Annotated in this window: 19 protein-coding genes; 14 read left to right on the forward strand and 5 right to left on the reverse strand. The window is 61.9% G+C overall.

Going from position 1 to position 21,452, the window contains the following annotated elements:
• Positions 1–88: 88 nt before the first annotated feature.
• On the reverse strand, positions 89–1,153 hold the full coding sequence (locus O9K64_RS13730; protein WP_275098655.1) for a DUF2333 family protein: 1,065 nt from the start codon (positions 1,151–1,153) through the stop codon (positions 89–91).
• 157 nt (positions 1,154–1,310) lie between these two features.
• Here O9K64_RS13730 and gorA point away from each other — a divergent pair, with 157 nt between their 5' ends.
• Positions 1,311–2,663: a glutathione-disulfide reductase gene (gene gorA, locus O9K64_RS13735; RefSeq protein ID WP_275098656.1), complete on the forward strand. Its 1,353-nt coding sequence runs from the start codon at positions 1,311–1,313 to the stop codon at positions 2,661–2,663.
• Positions 2,664–2,973: 310 nt separating this feature from the next.
• Here gorA and rsgA read toward each other — a convergent pair whose 3' ends face one another.
• The 3 genes from rsgA to O9K64_RS13750 are packed head-to-tail and all read right to left on the reverse strand — an operon-like array spanning position 2,974 to position 5,559.
• Positions 2,974–3,990, reverse strand: coding sequence for a small ribosomal subunit biogenesis GTPase RsgA (rsgA, locus tag O9K64_RS13740; protein ID WP_275098657.1), 1,017 nt, complete (start codon positions 3,988–3,990; stop codon positions 2,974–2,976).
• Between the two features lie 10 nt (positions 3,991–4,000).
• Positions 4,001–4,288 carry a cytochrome c gene (locus O9K64_RS13745; protein WP_275098658.1) on the reverse strand — a complete coding sequence of 96 codons (288 nt, stop codon included), beginning with the start codon at positions 4,286–4,288 and terminating at the stop codon, positions 4,001–4,003.
• Complete coding sequence (locus O9K64_RS13750) at positions 4,285–5,559, reverse strand: M48 family metallopeptidase (RefSeq protein WP_275098659.1); 1,275 nt, start codon at positions 5,557–5,559, stop codon at positions 4,285–4,287. The genes O9K64_RS13745 and O9K64_RS13750 overlap by 4 nt, the downstream gene beginning before the upstream one ends.
• A gap of 244 nt (positions 5,560–5,803) precedes the next feature.
• Between O9K64_RS13750 and orn the strand changes: the two genes are divergently transcribed.
• Positions 5,804–6,376 carry an oligoribonuclease gene (gene orn / locus O9K64_RS13755; RefSeq protein WP_275098660.1) on the forward strand — a complete coding sequence of 191 codons (573 nt, stop codon included), beginning with the start codon at positions 5,804–5,806 and terminating at the stop codon, positions 6,374–6,376.
• A 152-nt stretch (positions 6,377–6,528) separates the two neighbouring features.
• Here the strand turns inward: orn and queG are convergent, their stop codons facing one another.
• The gene (queG, locus tag O9K64_RS13760) at positions 6,529–7,590 is read right to left on the reverse strand and encodes a tRNA epoxyqueuosine(34) reductase QueG (RefSeq protein ID WP_275098661.1); all 1,062 of its coding nucleotides are present in this window, start codon (positions 7,588–7,590) and stop codon (positions 6,529–6,531) included.
• Between the two features lie 112 nt (positions 7,591–7,702).
• On the opposite strand from queG, the gene O9K64_RS13765 reads away from it, so the two are divergent.
• The 12 genes from O9K64_RS13765 to O9K64_RS13820 all read left to right on the forward strand — a co-directional run bounded on the left by O9K64_RS13765 (position 7,703) and on the right by O9K64_RS13820 (position 21,265).
• Positions 7,703–9,205, forward strand: a complete 1,503-nt coding sequence (locus tag O9K64_RS13765) for an NAD(P)H-hydrate dehydratase (RefSeq protein WP_275098662.1) — start codon at positions 7,703–7,705, stop codon at positions 9,203–9,205.
• Positions 9,206–9,685, forward strand: coding sequence for a tRNA (adenosine(37)-N6)-threonylcarbamoyltransferase complex ATPase subunit type 1 TsaE (gene tsaE / locus O9K64_RS13770; RefSeq protein WP_275098663.1), 480 nt, complete (start codon positions 9,206–9,208; stop codon positions 9,683–9,685).
• A gap of 106 nt (positions 9,686–9,791) precedes the next feature.
• A complete protein-coding gene (locus O9K64_RS13775; protein WP_275098664.1) occupies positions 9,792–11,093 on the forward strand; it encodes an N-acetylmuramoyl-L-alanine amidase in 1,302 nt (433 codons plus the stop codon).
• A gap of 368 nt (positions 11,094–11,461) precedes the next feature.
• Positions 11,462–13,267, forward strand: a complete 1,806-nt coding sequence (gene mutL / locus O9K64_RS13780) for a DNA mismatch repair endonuclease MutL (protein ID WP_275098665.1) — start codon at positions 11,462–11,464, stop codon at positions 13,265–13,267.
• Positions 13,268–13,314: 47 nt separating this feature from the next.
• The gene (gene miaA, locus O9K64_RS13785) at positions 13,315–14,226 is read left to right on the forward strand and encodes a tRNA (adenosine(37)-N6)-dimethylallyltransferase MiaA (RefSeq protein WP_275098732.1); all 912 of its coding nucleotides are present in this window, start codon (positions 13,315–13,317) and stop codon (positions 14,224–14,226) included.
• Positions 14,227–14,341: 115 nt separating this feature from the next.
• Positions 14,342–14,596, forward strand: coding sequence for an RNA chaperone Hfq (hfq, locus tag O9K64_RS13790; protein WP_275098666.1), 255 nt, complete (start codon positions 14,342–14,344; stop codon positions 14,594–14,596).
• A gap of 332 nt (positions 14,597–14,928) precedes the next feature.
• Positions 14,929–16,215 (forward strand): ribosome rescue GTPase HflX, encoded by a 1,287-nt coding sequence (gene hflX, locus O9K64_RS13795; RefSeq protein ID WP_275098667.1) that lies wholly within the window; start codon positions 14,929–14,931, stop codon positions 16,213–16,215.
• A gap of 118 nt (positions 16,216–16,333) precedes the next feature.
• Positions 16,334–17,482 (forward strand): FtsH protease activity modulator HflK, encoded by a 1,149-nt coding sequence (hflK, locus tag O9K64_RS13800; RefSeq protein ID WP_275098668.1) that lies wholly within the window; start codon positions 16,334–16,336, stop codon positions 17,480–17,482.
• On the forward strand, positions 17,482–18,366 hold the full coding sequence (gene hflC, locus O9K64_RS13805; protein ID WP_275098669.1) for a protease modulator HflC: 885 nt from the start codon (positions 17,482–17,484) through the stop codon (positions 18,364–18,366). The genes hflK and hflC overlap by 1 nt, the downstream gene beginning before the upstream one ends.
• A 182-nt stretch (positions 18,367–18,548) precedes the next feature.
• Complete coding sequence (locus O9K64_RS13810) at positions 18,549–18,734, forward strand: DUF2065 domain-containing protein (RefSeq protein ID WP_275098670.1); 186 nt, start codon at positions 18,549–18,551, stop codon at positions 18,732–18,734.
• 12 nt (positions 18,735–18,746) lie between these two features.
• Positions 18,747–19,925: an ATP phosphoribosyltransferase regulatory subunit gene (locus O9K64_RS13815; protein WP_275098671.1), complete on the forward strand. Its 1,179-nt coding sequence runs from the start codon at positions 18,747–18,749 to the stop codon at positions 19,923–19,925.
• 44 nt (positions 19,926–19,969) lie between these two features.
• On the forward strand, positions 19,970–21,265 hold the full coding sequence (locus O9K64_RS13820) for an adenylosuccinate synthase (RefSeq protein WP_275098672.1): 1,296 nt from the start codon (positions 19,970–19,972) through the stop codon (positions 21,263–21,265).
• Positions 21,266–21,452: the final 187 nt, after the last annotated feature.

The following is a 21,452-nucleotide window of genomic DNA, read 5'->3' on the forward strand; positions in this document are numbered from 1 at the left end:
CCGGGATAGGCGCTGCCCGCCTTGGTTGATCCAAATTAATAGAAAAAAACGCCAACGCTGATCCATTGCGGAACCGCCCGACAGACTCCTAGCCCTCGCTCAACAGGTTGCGCAGGTCGATCACGGCGGCATTGGCCCGCGAGATGTAGGAGGTCATGACCAGCGAGTAGTTGGTGACCAGTCCGAAACCGCCGCCGTTGAGCACCATCGGACTCATCACCGACTGCTGGCTCGCCTCCAGCTCGCGGATGATCTGACGCAGGCTCACCAGGGCGTTCTTCTTCACCAGGATGTCGTGGAAATCCAGCTCCACGGCGCGCAGAAAATGGACCAGTGCCCAGCTCGATCCCCGCGCCTCGTAAAACACGTCATCGATCTCCAGCCAGGGCGTGCGCACACCAATCCGGGCCGGCGCCTGGGTGGATTGGATGGCATTCGGATCACCGGCCAGGTCGGTGTTGAGCCGCTCCTGTCCGACGCTGGCGCTGAGGCGCTGGGAGAGACTGCCGAGACGCTTCTCCACCACCGAAAGCCATACCCTCAGATTGTCGGCGCGGGCGTAGAACTGGGTGTTCTGGGCGTCGTTTTTCGCCAGTTCCGAGAGGTAGCGGCGCAGCGCCTTCAGGCCCTCACGGTACTCACCTTCGGTCGAGGGAAGTATCCAGGAGTCGTTACTGAAGTTGAACTGCGGTTCGGCGATGGACAGGTCCAGGTTTTCCGTGGACTGTGACTGGGAGCGGCTGATGTCGTTGCGCAGGACACGGGCCAGGTCGCGTGACTGCACCAAGGCGCCGAACTCCCAATTGGGGATGTTGTCCAGCAGCACGCTGGGCGGCATGACATCGTTGCTCAGGTAGCCGCCCGGTTTATCCAGCAGGGTCTCCATTACCCGAATCAGCGCCGCCGTGGTATGCGCCCCGGTGACCCGCTCCGCGCCGCTCAGTTCCCAGCGGGTGTTTTCCAGGATGTCGAAGCTCTCCGGCTCCTGGCTCCAGTAGATGCTGAATGCGTAGAGGATAATCAGCAACGTGACCGCCGCCAGCCCACTGGACCAGAGCCAGCCTTTTTCGCGCATAGTCCGCGGATGGTAGAGCAGGGTAATGCGACGCACCAGGTCGCCCAATCTTGATCCCAGGGAGGTTAGAAAATTCATCACTTGCGATTATTCCATATAATTAAGGTTGTCCAACGGCGGCGCATCTTGGGACAATAGGCCCGGATGCAGCACCCGGCCGCCTGTCGACGCGGCCGCCACGGACCGGTAGCGGTCCGCCAGGCTGCCAAGTATCCCATATCTGAAGGAGTGATGTATGGCCAAAACCTATGATCTGATCGCCATTGGTGGCGGAAGCGGCGGGCTCTCCGCGGCCGAGCGGGCGGCGAAATACGGGGCGCGCACGGCGGTGGTGGAGGCGGGCAGGCTGGGCGGGACCTGTGTCAATCTGGGCTGTGTGCCGAAAAAGATCATGTGGTACGGCGCATCCATCGCCCACACCCTGGAGGACGCCGCGGCCTACGGTTTTGCGCTGAAGCGGGAGGGTTTTGACTGGGGCCGGCTGGTGGCCGAACGCAACCGTTACGTGGCCAATATCAACAACTGGTACCACACCTATCTGGCCGATTCCAATATCGACGAGATCAACGGCTTTGCCCGGTTTGTCGACAACCACACCCTGGAGGTGGACGGCGAACGCTATCAGGCCGAGCACATAGTGATCACCCCGGGCTCCTCCCCGGTGGTGCCGGAGATCGAAGGGGCGGAGCTGGGGATCACCTCGGACGGCTTTTTCGAGCTCGCGCAACAGCCCCGCCGGGTCGCGGTGGTGGGCAGCGGTTATATCGCCGTGGAGTTGGCCGGCATGCTCAATGCGGTCGGCTGTGAGGTGACCATGTTCCTGCGCGGTGAGCATCTGCTGCGCCGCTTCGATGACATGCTGCGCGAAAGCCTGATGGAGGAGATGCTCAATGACGGGGTCAATATCATCTCCTCTTCCCGTATCGAACGGGTGGGGCGGGCCGATGATGGCACCCTCGATCTCTATTGCAACGGCAGTGGCCAGCTGCAGGGTGGCTTTGATCAGCTCATCTGGGCCATCGGACGCCGCCCGGCATCGGCCGGACTGGCGCTGGAAAATACCGAAATCGTCCGCGACAGCGAGGGCTACATCGGCGTGGATGCCTTCCAGAATACGGCGGTATCCGGTGTCTATGCCCTGGGGGATGTGACCAACGCGCCGCAGTTGACGCCGGTGGCCATCGCGGCGGCGCGACGCCTCTCCGACCGGCTGTTTGGCGGCATGGCGGAGCGTCGGCTCGATTATTCGCTGGTTCCCAGCGTGGTGTTCTCGCACCCGCCGATTGCCACCGTCGGTCTGACCGAGAATGAGGCCAGGGCCTCCCATGGCGAGGCGGTCAAGGTGTACCAGACACGTTTCACCCCCATGTATCACGCCTTTACCGAGCGTCAGAGCAAGGTGGCGATGAAGCTGGTCTGTGTCGGTGCCCAGGAGAAGATCGTCGGCTGTCATATCATTGGCTTCGGTGCCGATGAGATGTTGCAGGGTTTTGCCGTGGCCATCCGCATGGGGGCCACCAAGCGGGACTTCGACGACACCATCGCCATCCATCCCACCGGGGCGGAAGAGCTGGTGACCATGCGCTGAAGGTTGCGATTACGTTGCCTCGTCTCCTGCCCCGAAACCGGTTATCGGGCGCCCCTGGCTGGGTGATGCGCGACCGACCGTAACCGAACCACGGAATCACACGGATGGACACGGACGGCTCACCGTGCAACGCGCGGTCGGGCACCTCCATGCCCACTTGCACGGCCGGCCTCCCGTTGGACGGCTTTCGATCAACATCCGTGTGTCTTCGTTCCATCCGTGGTGCCTCCTCAGCCATACGGCATCCCATGGGCGCCGTCGGCGGGCACGGCCCGTCCTATGCTTCGAGCATCTCCAGCGTAGACATCGATCAGCCCTGGCCGTGGGGTGCGTTCATCCCCGCGGCCATGTGCAGGTAATTGGCCAGGCGCTGGGGGGCGATCTTCCCGCTCGCCACCGCCGCTTGCAGGGCGCAGCCGGGTTCGTGCTGGTGGCTGCAATTACTGAACCGGCAGTGGCCCAGAAAGTCATGGAATTCGATGAAGCCGCCGGCCAGCGCATCCAGGCTCAACTGTCCCAGGCGGAAACTGCGCACCCCCGGGGAGTCGATCAGCTGACCGCCCGTAGGCAGGTGGTAGAGGGTAGTGGCGGAGGTGGTGTGGCGGCCCAGGCCGGAGGCCACGGAGAGGCGGCCGATCTGGATCTCGATATCCGGCAGCAGTGCCATGACCAGGGAGGACTTGCCGACTCCGGATTGCCCCACCAGGATGCTGGTCTGGTCTTTCAACTGCGCGATCAGCGGGTCCAGTCCATGCTCGAATTTGGCGCTGATCTCGATCAGCGGATAGCCAATCCCGGTATAGTGGCCGAACTGCTGCTTGAACCGGTGCAGGGCGTCCCGGTCCATCAGGTCGCGTTTGTTGAGTGCGATCAGGGTGTTCACACCGATCTGTTCCGCCGCCACCAGGTACTGGTCCACCAGATAGGGGGTGGGGGCAGGCTCGGGGGCCAGCACGATGACCAGCTGGCTGATGTTGGCCGCCAGGGCGCGATCCTCACCGCTGTAGTTGGGGCGGATCAGGGCCGTTGCGCGCGGCAGGATGGCGGTGACCACCCCCTGGTTGTCACCGGTCGCCTGCCAGACCACCCGGTCACCGCAGACAACCTGGCCGATATTCTGTCTGGAGAGACAGTGGGTGTAGTGGCCCGAGTCGTCGGTCACCACCAGGTTCTGGCCGTGACGCGTCACCACCAGCCCTTCCCGGGACTGACCCTCGTCGGCCTCGCTGAGCGCCAGATCCGTCTGCTGTTCCAGCTTGTCTCGCCGTCGCTCCTGGATCGCCTTGATGCGCTCCCGCTGCCGCTGGGTCAATCTCCGTTTTGCCATGCGAAAGCGGCTACTCGCTGAAGTGGTAGTAGGTTTGATTCAGATGTTCGGCGCTGTTTTCCACCTCGTCCTCAAACCAGTTGAGATCGAGCGACAGTTGACAGCGTTGCACCTGGGTGGAGAGTCCCTGGCGGCCGGTCACCCGCCGCTCCTTGCGGGTATAGACCTCACTGCCATGGCAGGCGGTGCAGTTTTCCTCTACCTGTGCCTTGCCCGCTGCAAGGTCGAAGGCGTTGGCCTGGCCCAGGGCCAGGCCTGTCAGGCAGATGGTGCCGATCAGCGTGGTTAACGGTCTCATGCGGTCTCCTTGTCCGGTGTGGAACCAGGGGGAATTTTAGCTGACAAATGGGCCACCCGTACCGGTGCCGGGGGGTGGCTGTCATGGAATGCCGAGTACAGCGGGTCGGGGGTCAGGGTGCTGGCGTTTTCCCGGTAGAGCTTGACCAGGGCCTGGATCATCGGCTCCGCGCCCGCCTGTGCCACGGCATAGTCGTCCGCCTCAAACTCGTGGCGCCGCGACAGGATCGCCATCAGCGGGTGCAGGAACTGGGTGAAGACCGGCAGCGCGAGCATGAACAGCAGCAGCGCCAGGGCGCTGCTCTGACCGCTTACCCCCAGTGCCTGGTAGAACCAGGGTTGGCCGGCAAACCAGCCGAGCAGGGCAAATCCGAGCAGCGACATGGTGGTTGAGAGCAGCAGATGCTTGAGGATATGGCGGCGCTTGAAATGGCCCAGCTCGTGGGCCAGTACCGCCTCCATCTCGTCGCCATCCAGGCTCTCTGCCAGGGTGTCGAAGAAGACGATGCGCTTGTATTTGCCGAAGCCGGTAAAGTAGGCGTTGCCGTGCCCCGAACGTTTCGAGCCATCCATGATGAAGATGCCCTTGCTGGTGAAGCCGCAGCGCTCCAGCAGGCCCTGGATGCGCTGTTTCAGCGGCCCCTCTTCCAGGGGGGTGAACTTGTTGAACAGCGGCGCGATCAGGGTGGGGTAGACCCAGATCATCAACAGCATGAAGCCCATCCACACCGCCCAGGCGGCGAGCCACCAACTGTCGCCGGCCCGCTCCATCAGCCAGAGGATCACCCAGAGCAGGGGGAGGCCGAGCAACAGCGCCAACAGCAGTTGCAGCAGCAGGTCGGTGATGAAACGCCGCGGCGTGGTCCGGTTGAAGCCGAAGCGCGCCTCCAGCACAAAGGTGTTCCAGATGCCCAGGGGGAGTTCCAGCAGCGCCGAGATGAGCGAGACCGAGAAGATCAGGCCGATGCCGCCCCAGAGCGAATCAACCGGCCACTGCTGCCACTGCCGATGGAGCAGATCGATGCCGCCACCGAGGGTCCAGAACAGCAGCAGGCCGGTCCCGATCAGCAGGCCGATGTGGCCGATGGCGAGTTTTGCGCGGGTGTAGTCGGCGGCTTTCTGGTGCTCTTCCAGGGTCACGCGGTCGGCGAAGGCGGAGGGTACCTGGGCGCGATGGGCCGCCACGTGCTGCCGCTGCCGCTGCATCAACCAGAGTTGCAGCAGCACCCCAATGGCAATGGCGGAAATGAACAGGAGCGTGAATAGGTGCATCCCGACAGGATACAGAGATAGCGGCGCTTCTGCTAGAATGCCGCAGCTTAACAGATACCTGAATCCGCAGCTTGACCGCCAACCCTATGTATTCGCGTGCATATCCCGGAAGCCTTGGGTGAGACGCCGTGAATACATCCCTGTAGGCTTGGATGCCGCATCCCTGCGGCATACACTCACCCAAGACCTCCGGGACATGCCTTGAAGTCACGGATTCAGGAGATAATCAACCGCGGGGAATGAGATGGCGCAGGATTCGACAAACTTGATCTGGATCGACCTGGAGATGACCGGTCTCGATCCTCAAAACGATTGTATAATCGAGATCGCCACCATCGTCACCGATGCCGATCTCAATACCGTTGCCGAAGGGCCGGTGATCGCGATCCGTCAGCCGCGGGAGGTGATGGCGGCGATGGACGAGTGGAACACCAACCAGCACGCCAAATCGGGCCTCACCGAGCGGGTGCTGGCCAGTGACCACAGCGAGGCGCAGGCGGAGCGGGAGACCCTGGAATTCCTGCGTCAATATGTGCCCAAGGGGGCCTCGCCCATCTGCGGCAACAGCATCTGTCAGGACCGCCGGTTTCTGGCTCGCTGCATGCCCGAGCTGGAGGATTACTTCCACTATCGCAATCTGGACGTGAGTACCCTCAAGGAGCTGGCCAAGCGTTGGGCGCCGGCAATCGCCAAGGGCGTGGTGAAGAGCGGCCGGCACCTGGCGATGGACGACATCCGCGATTCCATCAACGAACTGCGGCACTACCGTGAACACTTCCTGAGGATTCCGCCGGCCGCCGAGCCCACGGAGCAGTAGCGGCCGGTCCGGGGCGGGCCTCCCGTATCCCCCGGTTTGGGGGTATTACACAATTGTCCTGAATTCGCGGTGGAGGACAAACCTGTAATGCTCCCCCCGATTTCCTCTCGATGGCGGCAATTCAGGCAGAACGTCGCCGTCTCTCCCGGTCGTTACCCGCTGTGCCGTGCCAGCGCCCAGCGCACATGCTCCCGGACCAGTTCCGACGGGTCGTCGCGCCGGCTATTGAGGGCGGTGAGGATCGCCGGCGTGGTCTCGGCATTGCCCAGGGCGACGGCGATGTTGCGCAGCCAGCGTTGATGGCCGATGCGGCGGATGGGCGAGCCTTCGAGGCGCTTCAGGAACATGGCCTCATCCCAGGCGAACAGGTCGCACAGGCTGGCACTGTCCAGGCCGTTGCGGGGGCTGAAATCGGCCTCGGCCGCCGGGGTGGCGAAGCGGTTCCAGGGGCAGGCCATCAGGCAATCGTCACAGCCGTAGATGCGGTTGCCCATGAGCGGCCGCAACGCCTCCGGGATCGCCCCGTCCAGCTCGATGGTCAGATAGGAGATGCAGCGGCGCGCATCCACCTGGTAGGGGGCGACGATGGCCCGGGTGGGGCAGATGTCGATACAGGCGCTGCAGCGGCCGCAGTGGTCCGCTTCCGCCCGGTCCACGGGTAGCGGCAGGGTGGTGTAGAGTTCGCCGAGAAAAAACCAGGAGCCGGCCCGGCGGTTGACAATATTGCTGTGCTTGCCGGTCCAGCCCAGTCCCGCCTTCTCCGCCAACGCCCGCTCCAGTACCGGTGCCGAATCGACGAAGGCACGATAGCCGAAGGGGCCGACGGCGGCCTCGATTTGGTCGGCCAATTTCTGCAGCCGGCTGCGCATCAGCTTGTGGTAGTCGCGGCCGAGGGCGTAACGGGAGATAAAGGCGCGCGCGGAGTCCGCCAGAACGGCCTCCGGATCATCGCCGGGCGGCAGGTAGTCCATGCGTACCGAGATGATGCGCAGGGTGCCGGGCACCAGTTCGGCCGGACGTGACCGCTTCAGGCCATGGCTGGCCATGTATGCCATATCGCCGTGCATGCCACGCTCCAGCCACTGATGGAGGTGCCGCTCGGCCAGGGTCAGGTCGGTGTCGGCAATACCGACCTGCTGGAAGCCGAGTGCGGCCCCCCAGTCGCGGATCTGCTCGGCGAGGGCCTGGTAGTCTGTGCAATGCGGGTCTGACATGGTGGGGGGCTATCATAGCATCGATAGCGCTGAGAATAGCATCCGCCGGGTGAGACAAAAGCCCGCTGGAAACCCTACAATAGGCAAAAAGTCACGCCGGATTCATTTCAGCATGCTGATCACCGACCCATCACAGCTTCCCGCAAGACTCTACCTGGCGGAACAGGTCCGCGCCCTGGACCGTTGTGCCATCGAGCAGCACGGCATCCCCGGCCTGACCCTGATGGAGCGGGCTGGTGGTGCCGCCTTCGAGCTGCTGCGGGCACGCTGGCCGGAAGCGCGCTCGATCACCGTGCTGTGCGGTACCGGCAATAATGGCGGTGATGGTTTCGTGGTGGCGCGACTGGCGCGGCAGGCCGGGCTGACGGTACGCCTGCTGCAGCTGGGGGGCAGCGCAAAACTGCGGGGTGATGCATTGGCCAGTGCCGAGCGGTTTCTCCAGGCCGGTGGCACCATCGAACCCTATGCCGATCTGAATTTCCCCGCCGACCTGATTGTGGATGCGGTGCTGGGAACCGGCCTGGAACGTGCCGTCAGCGGGCCTTGGGCAGAGGCCCTGATGGCCGCCAACCGGCATCCGGCGCCGCTGTTTGCCCTGGATATCCCGTCCGGTCTCCACGCGGATAGCGGCCGGATCCTGGGCTGCGCCATCCAGGCGCAGGCGACCATCAGCTTTATCGGGCTCAAGCAGGGCATGTTCACCGCGGAAGGCCCGGCCTGTTGCGGGGCAATCGCCTTTGCCGACCTGGAGGTGCCGTCCGAGGTGTATCGGGCGGTGGAGGGGAGTGCCCGCCTGCTGCGCTGGCAGGCCTTTGCCGAGCGTCTGAAGCCGCGTGCCCGTTCCCTGCACAAGGGTGATTGCGGCCATCTCCTGCTGGTGGGGGGGGAGACGGGTCTTCTCGGTGCCATCCGCATGGCGGGGGAGGCGGCGTTGCGCACCGGGGCCGGCCTGGTCTCTATCGCCACCCGCCCCGAGCATGCGGCGCTGATCGCCAGCCAGCGCCCGGAACTGATGTGTCATGGAGTGGCGCAACCGGAGGAGCTGCTGCCGCTGCTGGCGCGGGCCGATGCGGTGGCGGTCGGGCCGGGTCTGGGGCAGGGACCCTGGGGGCAGCGCATGTTGCGCCGGGTGCTGCAGTGTGATCTGCCCCTGGTGGTGGACGCGGATGGATTGAACCTGTTGGCCCAGGAGCCGGAACGGCGCGACGGCTGGGTGCTGACGCCCCATCCCGGAGAGGCGGGGCGACTGCTCGGGTGCTCGGCCCGGGAGATACAGTCCGACCGGTTCGGCGCGGTTTCGCGGCTGCGACGGCGTTATGGCGGGGTGGTGTTGTTGAAGGGGGCCGGCACCCTGATCGCGAGTGAGGCGGAAGCGCTCACCGGGCTCTGCCGTGAAGGCAATCCGGGCATGGCCAGCGGCGGGATGGGCGATCTGCTGACCGGTGTGATCGGGTCTCTGATCGTCCAGGGTGAACCGATCGAAATGGCGGCGGAGATGGGTGCCTGCCTGCATGGGGCGGCGGCCGATCTGGCGGCCGGGGGTGGTGAGCGGGGGATGCTGGCGACCGACCTGTTGCCCGCGATCCGCCGCCTGATGAATCCGGAGGCCGGCTGAATGCTGCGGATCACGGCCGCTACCGAGCAGGAGCAGGAGACGCTCGGGGCAGCGCTCTCCCGGGTGGCGCCAACCGCCTGTCTGATCTATCTGACCGGGGACCTGGGTGCGGGCAAGACCACCCTGACACGGGGCTTTTTGCGTGGACTCGGGTACAAGGGATCGGTCAAGAGTCCGACCTACACCCTGATCGAGCCCTACGAGATCGGCGCGCGACGCTGTTATCACCTGGATCTCTATCGACTCGCCGATCCGGACGAGATTGAGTATCTGGGCCTGCGGGATATGTTGCAGGAGGATGCGGTGATACTGGTGGAGTGGCCCGAGCAGGGGCGGGGCGCGCTGCCGCCGCCGGATCTGATGGTGCGCATCCGCTATCGTCAGGGGGGGCGGGAACTGACCTTCGAGGCGGAGACCGGGGCCGGTGCGGAAACCCTGGAAAAGTTACGCGGGGTGCTGGAGCTACAAGTTAAGAGTTGAATGTAGGTTAGCTTCCTATCTTATAGATATTTCTGGTATTTATTAATTCCACATGCTATCTTTTCCCTGCATCAGGTCACTTGGCACGGGAACCAACGACAAGAACATGAGGAAGATAGCCGCAATCCTGCTGATGTTGGTCTGCTGGCCGCTGTTGGCGGGCCAGACTGTGGTCAATAATCTGCGTATCTGGGCGGCACCGGACCATACCCGACTGGTGTTCGATACCAGCCATCCGGTCAATCACAAACTCTTTACCCTGAAAAAGCCCGACCGACTGGTGATCGATATCAAAGGCGCCCGATTGACCGGCCCCATGCCGGCGGTGAGCGACAATCCCCTGATCAAACAGTTGCGCAGTGCGCAGCGCGAGGACGGCTCCCTGCGGGTGGTGCTGGATCTCGATACCCAGATTCATCCAAAGAGTTTCGTCCTCCGGCCAAACAGTCAGTACGGGCATCGACTGGTGGTGGATCTGTATGGCGAAGCGGCGCGTAAGCCGGGTGAGGCCGTGCAGAAACCGGTAAAGCAGCTGGACAGCAACGGCATGCGGGATGTCATCGTGGCCATTGACGCGGGACACGGCGGTGAAGATCCGGGTGCCATTGGGCGACGCGGAACCTATGAAAAGCAGGTGGTGCTCGCCATAGCCCGCAAACTGGCCGGATTGATCGAAAAAGAGCGCGGGATGAAGGCGGTGATGATCCGGGATGGTGACTATTATCTCGGCCTGCGCAAGCGGATGGACCTGGCCCGTTCGCATCGCGCGGATCTGTTCGTTTCCATTCACGCCGATTCCTTCCGCGATCCCAAGGCGCGCGGCTCGTCGGTCTATACCCTCTCCAAGCGTGGCGCGTCGAGCGAGGCGGCACGCTGGCTGGCCGAGAGTGAAAACAGTGCCGATCTGATCGGCGGCGTCAAGCTGGAAGACAAGGATGATGTGCTCGCCTCGGTGCTGCTGGATCTCTCCCAGACCGGTACCGGCCAGGCCAGCCATGAAGTGGCCGGCAACGTCCTGGGTCGGCTGAGACGGGTTGGCAGAACCCACAAGCCGACGGTGCAGCAGGCCGGGTTTGCGGTCCTGAGATCGCCCGATGTGCCTTCGATTCTGGTGGAAACGGCCTTCATCTCCAATCCGGAAGAGGAGCGCAAGCTGCTGGACCCGAGGCATCAGCAGAAGGTGGCGGGCGCCATCATGGACGGTCTGCGCGGTTACTTCCACGGTAGCCCGCCGCCGGGCACGCTACTGGCCCAGTTGAAATCCAGGCAGCACACCATTACCCGGGGCGATACCCTGGGGGCGATCGCCGATCGCTATAACATCAGCCTGGCCAGTCTGAAATCCGCCAACGGCATCGCCGACGATGTGATCCAGGTCGGTCAGGTGCTGGTGATTCCGGGTACCTGAGCTGCCCAGCGCGGCCGAACCACCTTGCTTGCCCAGGGTTCCTTCCCGGCCCCGAATCGGTAAGGAATTTTTACTCTTGCCAAGCGCGCCTAGGAAAGCCAACCCTTGTCTTTAAACCTTTGCGTGCTTGGCGACTTGGCGAGAGTCCATCTGCCAACTTCATTCAGCGGCGCTCGATCGATGCATGGGTCAAAGCTGATGGATCCCCCGGTAATGCCGGGGGATTACCTCTGTCACCCGATAAACGCCCCGACACCTCACGCCCGCTTCTTATTACTGGTTATAATCCAGTATTCAATCCGTACATCAGGTCCGGGAAGCGGTTGGCCGCTGCAGGCGTCGCGTCCCGGCCAATCGACAAGGTTTATATGCGCATACAGGCACTTCCCGCACAATTAATCAACCAGATCGCTGCCGGTGAGGTGGTGGAGCGTCCCGCCTCCGTGATCAAGGAGCTGGTGGAGAACAGTCTGGATGCCGGCGCCACCCGCATCGAGGTGGATATCGAGCAGGGCGGGGGGAAACTGATCCGGGTACGTGACAACGGCGGTGGGATCCATCCCGAAGATCTGCGGCTGGCATTGTCGCGCCACGCCACCAGCAAGATCGGCACACTGGAAGAGCTGGAACGGGTCAGCAGCATGGGGTTCCGGGGAGAGGCGCTGCCGAGCATCGCCTCCGTCTCGCGTCTCACCATCGCCTCCCGGGCCAGCGGGCAGGAGAGTGGTTGGAGTGTCAGCGGCGATGGCGGGGAGCAGATCGCCGACCCGGCGCCAAGCGCCCATCCCCAGGGCACCACGGTGGAGGTCAGGGATCTCTTCTACAACACCCCGGCGCGGCGCAAGTTCATGCGAACTGAGAAGACCGAATTTGCGCACATCGAGACCCAGCTGAAGCGGCTCGCCCTGAGCCGGTTCGATGTCTCGTTCACGCTCTCGCACAACCGCAAAGAGCTGTTTACCCTCCCGCTGGCCGAACAGTTGCAGGAACAGGAGCGGCGGCTCGCCGGTCTGCTGGGGCCCGCGTTCCTGGAACAGGTGATTCATCTCGATCGGGACCAGGCCGGACTTGCCCTGCGTGGCTGGGTGGCCCGTCCGGTGTTTTCCCGCAGCCAGGCCGATATGCAGTACTTCTATGTCAACGGACGCATGGTCAGGGACAAGCTGGTGACCCACGCCGTGCGTCAGGCGTTTCAGGATGTGCTGTTTCACGGTCGCCACCCGGCCTATGTGCTCTATCTCGATCTCGATCCACTGCAGGTGGACGTGAATGTGCACCCGGCCAAACATGAGGTGCGTTTCCGTGACGGCCGAATGGTGCATGGCTTTATCTATCGCACCCTGCACCAGGTGCTGGCGGATACCCGGCCGGGACAGGAGGTCGACCGCACCACCGGGGAGATCCGCCTGCTGGAGGTGGAACAGCCGACGTCCCCGGTATCCGGCACCGCTCCGGTTGCCTACCAGCGCCCGCTGGGCTTTCAGGTACAGGAGCGCCAGGCCGGTTATCAGCCGGGCTATCAGTCCAGTTTTGAAATGCAGCGGCCGTCCCCGGCATCGTTGGCCGCGGTGGATGAGTCGGCCGATGAAGTCCCGCCCCTCGGGTTCGCCCTGGCGCAGCTGAAGGGGATCTATATCCTCGCCGAGAACGCCACCGGCCTGATACTGGTGGACATGCATGCCGCGCACGAGCGGATCACCTATGAACGCTTCAAGCGGGCGGTGCTGGAGGGGGGTATCAGTCGCCAGCCGCTGCTGGTGCCCGTCTCGGTTGCGGTGAGTGCCCGGGAGGCCGACCTGGCGGAGACCCATCGGTCGTTGTTCAGTGAACTGGGCATGGAGGTCGACCGGCTCGGCGCCGAGACCCTGGTGGTGCGCGCCATACCGGTGCTGCTGCAGGGGGCGGACGCGGAGAAGTTGTTGCGGGATATCCTCTCGGACCTTGTGGTGCATGGCAGCAGCGAGCGCATCCGCGACGAGATCAACCAGGTGCTGGCCACCATGGCCTGTCACGGTTCGGTCAGGGCCAATCGACGCCTGACCGTCGAGGAGATGAACGCCTTGTTGCGGGACATGGAGCGCACCGAGCGCAGCGATCAGTGCAATCACGGGCGTCCCACCTGGGTACAACTGGATCTGGCCCGGCTCGATAAGCTGTTTCTGCGGGGGCAATAGTGACCGATCGGACCACTGACCGGACACTGCCGCCGGCCATCTTCCTGATGGGCCCCACCGCCTCCGGCAAGACCGCGCTGGCCATTGAGCTGGTCCGGCATCTGCCCTGTGAGATCATCAGTGTCGATTCGGCGCTGGTCTATCGCGGCATGGATATCGGCACCGCCAAGCCGGATGCCGCCGAGCTGGCCCTGGCCCCACACCGCCTGATCGATATCTGCGATCCCGCCGAGGCCTACTCGGCGGCCCGCTTTCGCGCGGATGCGCTGGCCGAAATGACCGAAATCAGCGCCAGTGGGCGCATTCCCCTGCTGGTGGGCGGCACCATGCTCTACTTCAGGGCGTTGGAGTACGGACTCTCGCGTCTGCCGGAAGCGGATCCCGATATCCGCGCTGACCTGGAACGGGAGGCGGGGGAATCGGGATGGGAGGCGCTGCATGCCCAGCTGATGCGGGTCGACCCCGCGGCGGCGGCGCGGATTCATCCCAACGATCCGCAGCGAATCCAGCGGGCACTGGAGGTCTATCGTCTGACCGGGCAGCCCCTGTCCCGGCTGCAGCGGCAGGCGGAGCGGAATGAATTACCCTATCGGCTGGTCAAACTGGCCCGGGCACCCCAATCGCGGGCGGTGCTGCACCGGCGGATTGCCGAACGCTTCAACCAAATGCTCGCCGAGGGGTTCGAGGCAGAGGTGCGGCAGCTACTGGAAAGGGATGATCTGCGGCCCGAGATGCCCTCCCTGCGTTCGGTGGGATATCGCCAGATGATCCGCTACCTGCGGGGAGAGTGGGATCGGGAAACCATGATCGAGCGGGGCATTATCGCCACCCGGCAGCTGGCCAAGCGCCAGTTCACCTGGCTGCGCTCCTATCCGGATGTGCACTGGCTGGATGAAGAGGCGGGGAATATTTTACAGCAGGCCTTGAAAATAGTCCGTTCCGGCCTCAGTTTGGGCTAACAGTGTGAGCTGTGCGTGAAAATACTGGCGAATTATTGGACTTTTTTCTGGTACAAGCTTGTACCATAAGCTATTTTTTAAATACCGACGCGATATTACAATAAGGAGAATTCCGATGTCCAAGGGGCAAAGTCTACAAGACCCTTTCCTCAACACGCTGCGAAAAGAGCGTATACCCGTTTCGATCTTCCTGGTGAATGGAATCAAGCTGCAGGGGCAGATCGAATCATTTGATCAGTTTGTGGTCTTGCTGAAGAACACCGTCAGCCAGATGGTGTATAAACATGCCATCTCGACGGTGGTCCCCGCCAGGAATGTGCGTTTGCAGATGCCGACCGGTGACGAACCGATTGAGCCTGGTAACAGCTGATCAACCTGGTAAAGCGACGACGACCTGCCGTTGTGGCGAAGGCGTCAACGGCAGGCGTCGCAACACACCCGCGCCGAATCCGACCGCCACTGCTGGATATCGGTTATAATCTGGGATGTCATTTTCTCCATCTCGTTCTGTGGTTAGAGGCGATACGGTCCAAAGCCGGTTCAGAACAGATGCCAATCTTCAGATCTCCAAGAACGCTCCCATCTATCGTCCGCTTCAATCAGACATTATGCCCTTGATCATTTGTTTCCCAGCGTTAAAAAAGTGTTTACCCGGTTCCAGGGTCGATCGGTCCATAGCTCCAGGTCCGCGTGAGGTTGGTAGTGTTTGAACGTCCAAAAGTAGGCGAGAAGGCGATCCTTGTTCATGTGGATATGCAGGCCAAGGCCGATCCTGAAGAGCTCGACGAGTTCCGGGAACTGGTGGTTTCCGCCGGAGCGACGCCCGTCGGTCTGGTCAGCGGCAGCAGGCGGTCGCCGGACCCGCGTCTGTTTGTAGGGAGTGGCAAGGCGGATGAGATCAGGGATCTGATCCAGGCCGAGGAGGCGGAGCTGGTGATTTTCAACCATCAGCTGTCGCCAAGCCAGGAGCGCAATCTGGAACGCGAATTCAAGTGTCGGGTGGTCGACAGAACGGGATTGATCCTGGATATTTTTGCCCAGCGCGCCCGCTCTTTCGAGGGCAAGCTGCAGGTGGAGCTGGCACAGTTGCGGCATCTCTCCACCCGTCTGGTGCGTGGCTGGACTCACCTTGAACGCCAGAAAGGTGGTATCGGGCTGCGTGGTCCAGGTGAAACCCAGCTGGAAACCGACCGGCGCCTGCTCAATCACCGCATTGCCCAGATCCGCAGACGACTGGAAAAAGTGGATAGCCAGCGGAATCAGGGCCGCAAGGCCCGCAGCAAGGCCGAGATCCCGACGGTTTCACTGGTCGGCTACACCAACGCCGGCAAATCGACCCTGTTCAACATGCTGACCGATGCGGAGGTCTATGCCCAGGATCAGCTGTTTGCTACCCTGGATCCGACCCTGCGCCGCCTGGACCTGCCGGGCGAGGGTGGCTGCATCCTGGCGGATACGGTAGGCTTCATCTCCCACCTTCCCCATGAACTGGTAGCCGCTTTCAAGTCGACCCTGCAGGAGACCTCCGAAGCCTCACTGTTGCTGCATGTGATCGACGCGGCCAGCGCGCAGCGGGCGGTCTGTGTCGCGGAGGTGAATGACGTACTGAAACAGATCGGTGCGGAGCGGATCCCGCAGATCGAAATCTACAATAAAATAGACCTCCTGGACACGGAGGCGCCGCGAATCGAACGTAGTGAAGATGGTCTGGTCAAACGAGTCTGGCTGTCGGCGCTCAGCGGTGCAGGCGTGGAACTGCTGATGGAGGCATTAGCGGAGTTTTATCATCAGGAACATGTGCACAGGTTGCTGCAACTGCAACCTGCCGATGGCCGCCTTCGCGCGCGCCTTTTCGAGCTGGGCGGGGTCATCTCGGAACAGGTTACCGATACGGGTGGCTGGGATATGGAGATCGATCTGCCGAAAGTCGCCTATGACCGTCTGCTGCAGCAGGAGTCGGCCCTGGAGAGCCGCCTGGTGATCAGATAAGCAATAAAGTGTTCGCTGTTGGCCCTGGGAATGTTAAGTTAAGAGAAATTCGCTGCCCGGATGTTTGTGAAGTATCCTCCGGGTGTATTGTTTAATACGAGAAAGACTGGAGTTATCAATGGCCTGGAATGAACCGGGGGGAGACAATAAAGATCCCTGGAGTGGCAAGGGTGGTGATCAAGGCCCGCCTGATCTGGATGAAGTGGTCAAGAAGATGCAGGACAAGCTGGGCGGACTGTTCGGCGGCAAGGGCGGAAACGGTGGTAACCGTTCCGGCGGCGGCCCGGTGGGCGGTCCCGCGGGCACCAAAGGGATCATCGGTCTGGTGCTGCTGGGTCTGATCGTGCTGCTCGGTTTCAAGAGCTTCTATACCATTGCCCCGGCCGAGCGCGGGGTGGTACTGCGTTTCGGCGCCTATCATGATGTGACTCAACCGGGTCTCAACTTCCTTGTTCCGGTAGTGGACGACGTCATCAAGGTGAACGTGGATCGGATCTCCACGTTTCCGTTGAAAGACACCATGCTGACCCGGGACGAGAATATTGTCGATATCGAACTGACGGTACAGTTCCGGGTGCAGGACCCGGTGGAATACCTGTTCCAGGATCGTGAGCCGGACAAGACCATTCGTGACGCAACCGAGACAGCACTGCGTGAAACCATCGGTAAGAGCAAGCTCGATTTCATCCTCACCGAGGGGCGTGGTTCGATCGCCAGCGATATCAAACAGCGTATCCAGGATTTGATCAGCTTTTACAAAACCGGCCTCGTCGTGACCAGTGTGAACACCCAGCCGGCAAAACCGCCCGAGCCGGTGAAGAGTGCGTTTGACGACGCGATCAAGGCGCGCGAGGACAAGGCTCGTCAGGAGAACCAGGCTGAGGCCTACGCCAACGATGTGGTGCCGCGCGCGCGTGGTGCCGCTGCGCGCGTGGTCGCTGCGGCCAAGGCGTATAAGCAGCAGGTGATCGCGGAGGCCGAGGGTGAAACCTCGCGTTTTCTGGCGGTGCTGAGAGAGTACGAGAAGGCGCCGGAAGTCACCCGGCAACGCCTCTACCTGGAGACAATAGAACAGGTTATGGGAAGTACCAACAAGGTGATTATGGATGTGAAGGCCGGGAATAGCCTGATGTATCTGCCTATCGACAAACTGATCGAGGCAAGGCCGGAGACCAGCAGAAGCAACACCCGCGCGCAGACACCGTCTGTGAGCGAGTCCGTGGATACCTCGCGGCTTGATGACGGCCGCAGCAGGAGGGTTCGCTAATGAACAGTGGAAAGATCGGTATCTTTTTTATCGGCATTGTCCTGCTGATCGGGCTGGCCCTCTCAACCCTGTTTGTGGTGAATCAGTGGGAGATGGCAATCAAGCTGCAGTTTGGCCGGATTGTCGATTCCGACTATTCACCCGGCCTCCAGTTCAAGATTCCCTTTATTCAGAACGTGAAAAAGTTTGATGGCCGCATCCAGACCCTGGACTCGAATCCGGAGCGATTCCTGACCAACGAGAAGAAGGATGTGATCGTCAACTCGTACGCCAAGTGGCGCATTGTCAATCCGGCGCAGTATTTCCGCGCCACCGGTGACAATGAGGCCAATGCTACACGCTTGTTGTCGGAACGGATCAATACCAGTTTGCGTGATGAATTCGGCAAGCGCACCATCCAGGAGGTGATATCGGGCGAACGTGCCGAGATCATGGCCCTGCTGACCAAGGACGCCGATGAAAAGGCCGCGGAGCTGGGAATTGAAGTCCTGGACGTGCGGGTAAAGCAGATCGATCTGCCCAAAGAGGTGAGTCAATCGGTCTATGATCGCATGCGCGCGGAGCGTGAGCGGGTGGCGGCCGACCTGCGCGCCCTGGGTGCCGAGGAGGCGGAGAAGATCCGTGCCAACGCCGACGCCGAACGGGTGGTGATCCTGGCCAATGCCTACAAGGAGTCGGAAGAGACCCGAGGTGAGGGGGATGGCCTGTCGGCGGAAATCTATGCCCGGGCATTTACCGAAAATGAGGAGTTCTATTCCTTCTACCGCAGTCTTAACGCCTATGACAAGACCTTCAACAACAGCGGCAATATGATGGTGCTGGATCCGGAGTCGGAATTCTTCCGCTACTTCAAAAATGCGGAAGGTAGAAAAATAGAAAACTGAGGCGTATCCACCTGCCGCTCGCGGCAGAAATGGACAAGTGGGGCCTGGTTTGGCAGAATCAGCCCCCCTGTCCAAACAAACCAGAATATTCCGGCCGGGTTATTCCCCCGGCCTTTTTTTGTCCAGGGATGGACTTATAACGCGAAGCACGATATTGCGCGGGAGCGTATGCGGACAGTGATATGTGGCACGACTTGTTGATCGCCTTGGCGCTGGTGATGGTGATCGAAGGGATTGTTCCCTTTCTCAGTCCCGGTGCAACCAAGGGTATGATGTTGACTATTGCCAAGATGGACGACAAATCCTTACGGGTCAGCGGCTTGGTCAGTATGGTCCTGGGCGTGCTGACACTCTATCTTGTGAATTAGATTGAGAAAACCATGAACAATGCACATTGGTTGTTGCCGGAGGGAATTGATGAACTGCTCCCCCCCAGGGCACTTCAGCTGGAAATGCTGCGCCGGGATCTTCTCGACCAGTTCAACGGCTGGGGATACGACCTGGTATCACCCCCCTTTATTGAATATCTGGAATCGCTGCTGACCGGTACCGGCGGGGATCTGGATCTGCGCACCTTCAAACTGACGGATCAGATTACCGGCAGAACCCTGGGCATCCGGGCGGATATCACCCCCCAGGCCGCACGCATCGACGCCCACCAGTTGCGGCGGGAAGGTCCCACGCGCCTCTGTTATGTCGGGACGGTGCTGAATACCCGCAATGACGGTTTTGCCGGTTCCCGTTCACCCGTGCAGATCGGCGCCGAACTCTACGGCCATTCGGGCGAGGAGAGTGACCACGAGATCCTCTGTCTGATGCTGAAGACCCTGGAGCGGGCCGGTATCGACAACGTCTATCTCGATCTCGGCCATGTGGGGATTTTTCGCGCCCTGGCACAGGAGAGCGGCCTGGACAAGCAGCAGGAACTGGCCCTGTTCGACGCCCTGCAACGCAAGGCGGTGTCGGAGATCGATGCACTGCTGGACAGCTATGGATTGGGCGCCGAGGCGCATCGGCGCCTCACCTCGCTGGCCAGTCTGAGCGGCGACGATGCCCTGGAGCGGGCGCGGCACTCGCTGGCCGGTACCGGTGCGGCGGTACAGTCTGCCCTGGCCCAGCTGGAACGGCTGGCGGCGCTGCTGGTGGAACAGCGACCGGACGTGCCGGTGCATTTTGATCTGGCCGAACTGCGCGGTTACCACTATCATACCGGGGTTGTATTTGCGGCTTTTGTGCCCGGACTCGGGCAGGAGATTGCCCGTGGCGGGCGCTATGATGACATCGGCCAGCTGTTTGGCCGGGCGCGTCCGGCCTGCGGTTTCAGCGCCGACCTGAAGATGCTGATGCGGCTGGGCAGGGCGGAAAACCGGAAACAGACAACCGGGGTGTTTGCCCCGGCAGAGGATGACCCGGCCTTGCGGCAGCGGGTGGATGAACTGCGCGCCGAAGGGCGCCGGGTGGTTGTTGCGTTGCCCGGTCAGCCGGGCGATGCGGGCACAATGTGTTGTGGGGAGGCCCTGGTAAAGCAGGGTGATAACTGGGTTGTCAAGACGCTCTGAGGCCTCTGGCAGACTCGTGGAATCACGTATTGATGAGTACGAACATGGGTAAAAATGTAGTAGTAATCGGCACCCAATGGGGTGATGAAGGCAAGGGTAAGATCGTCGATCTGCTGACCGACCGGGCCGAGGCTGTTGTCAGGTTCCAGGGGGGGCACAACGCCGGCCATACCCTGGTAATTGACGGCAAAAAGACGGTTTTGCATCTGATTCCTTCCGGGATACTGCGGGAGAATGTCCGCTGTCTCATCGGCAATGGCGTTGTGCTCTGTCCCACCGCCCTGCTGGAAGAGATGGAGCTGCTGAAGCAGAACGGGGTGCCGGTCCTGGAGCGGCTGGGAATCAGCGAGTCCTGTCCGCTGATCCTGCCCTACCACATCGCCCTGGATCAGGCCCGTGAGTCCGCGCGCGGTTCTAAAGCGATCGGCACTACCGGGCGCGGCATCGGACCTGCCTATGAGGATAAGGTCTCCCGTCGGGGCATCCGCTTTGGCGAACTGTGTGACGTGGATCTCTACAAGGAGCGGCTGCGCGAGGTGATGGAGTACCATAACTTCACACTGGTCAACTACTTCAAGGCGGATGCGGTCGATTTTCACCAGGTGCTGGATGAGTCGCTGGCCCAGGCGGAACTCCTCACCCCGTTGATCGAGGATGTGACCGGTACCCTGCACCAGATGCGGGTCGAAGGCCGCAACGTCATGTTTGAGGGGGCCCAGGGGGCACTGCTGGATATCGATCACGGCACCTACCCCTACGTGACCTCCTCCAATACCACCGCCGGGGGCGCGGCCAGCGGCACCGGTGTGGGACCCTGCCATATCGATTATGTGCTGGGCATCGTCAAGGCCTATACCACCCGGGTCGGCGCGGGACCGTTCCCCACCGAGCTGTTTGACACCGTGGGCGACCGTCTGGGGGAGAAAGGGCATGAGTTCGGTGCCACCACCGGGCGCAAGCGCCGCTGTGGCTGGCTCGATGCCGTGGCGCTGAAGCGCTCCGTGGAGATCAATAGTGTCACCGGCATGTGTATCACCAAGCTGGATGTCCTGGATGGAATGGAAACCCTGAAGATCTGTGTCGCCTATAAACTCAACGGCAGCGAAGTCAGCGTTCCGCCGGCCGGCGCGGATGGCTTCGAAAAGTGTGAGCCGGTCTATATGGAGATGCCGGGCTGGAGCGAATCCACCATCGGGGTTGCCGGTGTCGAGCAGTTGCCGGAGAACGCCCGCCTTTATCTTCGCAAGATTGAAGAGTTGACCGGTGTGCCGATCGATGTGATCTCCACCGGCCCGGATCGTAAAGAGACCGTGGTGGTGCGTCACCCCTTCGATGCCTGAGGTGACAGACTCCTAGCGTGCGCAACGGGGCCCGCGCGGGCCCCGTTTGCTGCCTGATACGTCGTCGGCAGCGTCGCTCCGAGGGCTGCGCAGCGGTCGTGGCCGCGATAAAGCTACCCATCCATCCGTTTAGCCTGTACAATCCCGCGCCTTCCTCATATCCTGACTCCATTGAGCTTCTTCGGTG

Origin of the sequence: Sedimenticola hydrogenitrophicus, from assembly GCF_029017505.1 — a bacterium.
Lineage (GTDB): Bacteria > Pseudomonadota > Gammaproteobacteria > Chromatiales > Chromatiaceae > Sedimenticola > Sedimenticola hydrogenitrophicus_A.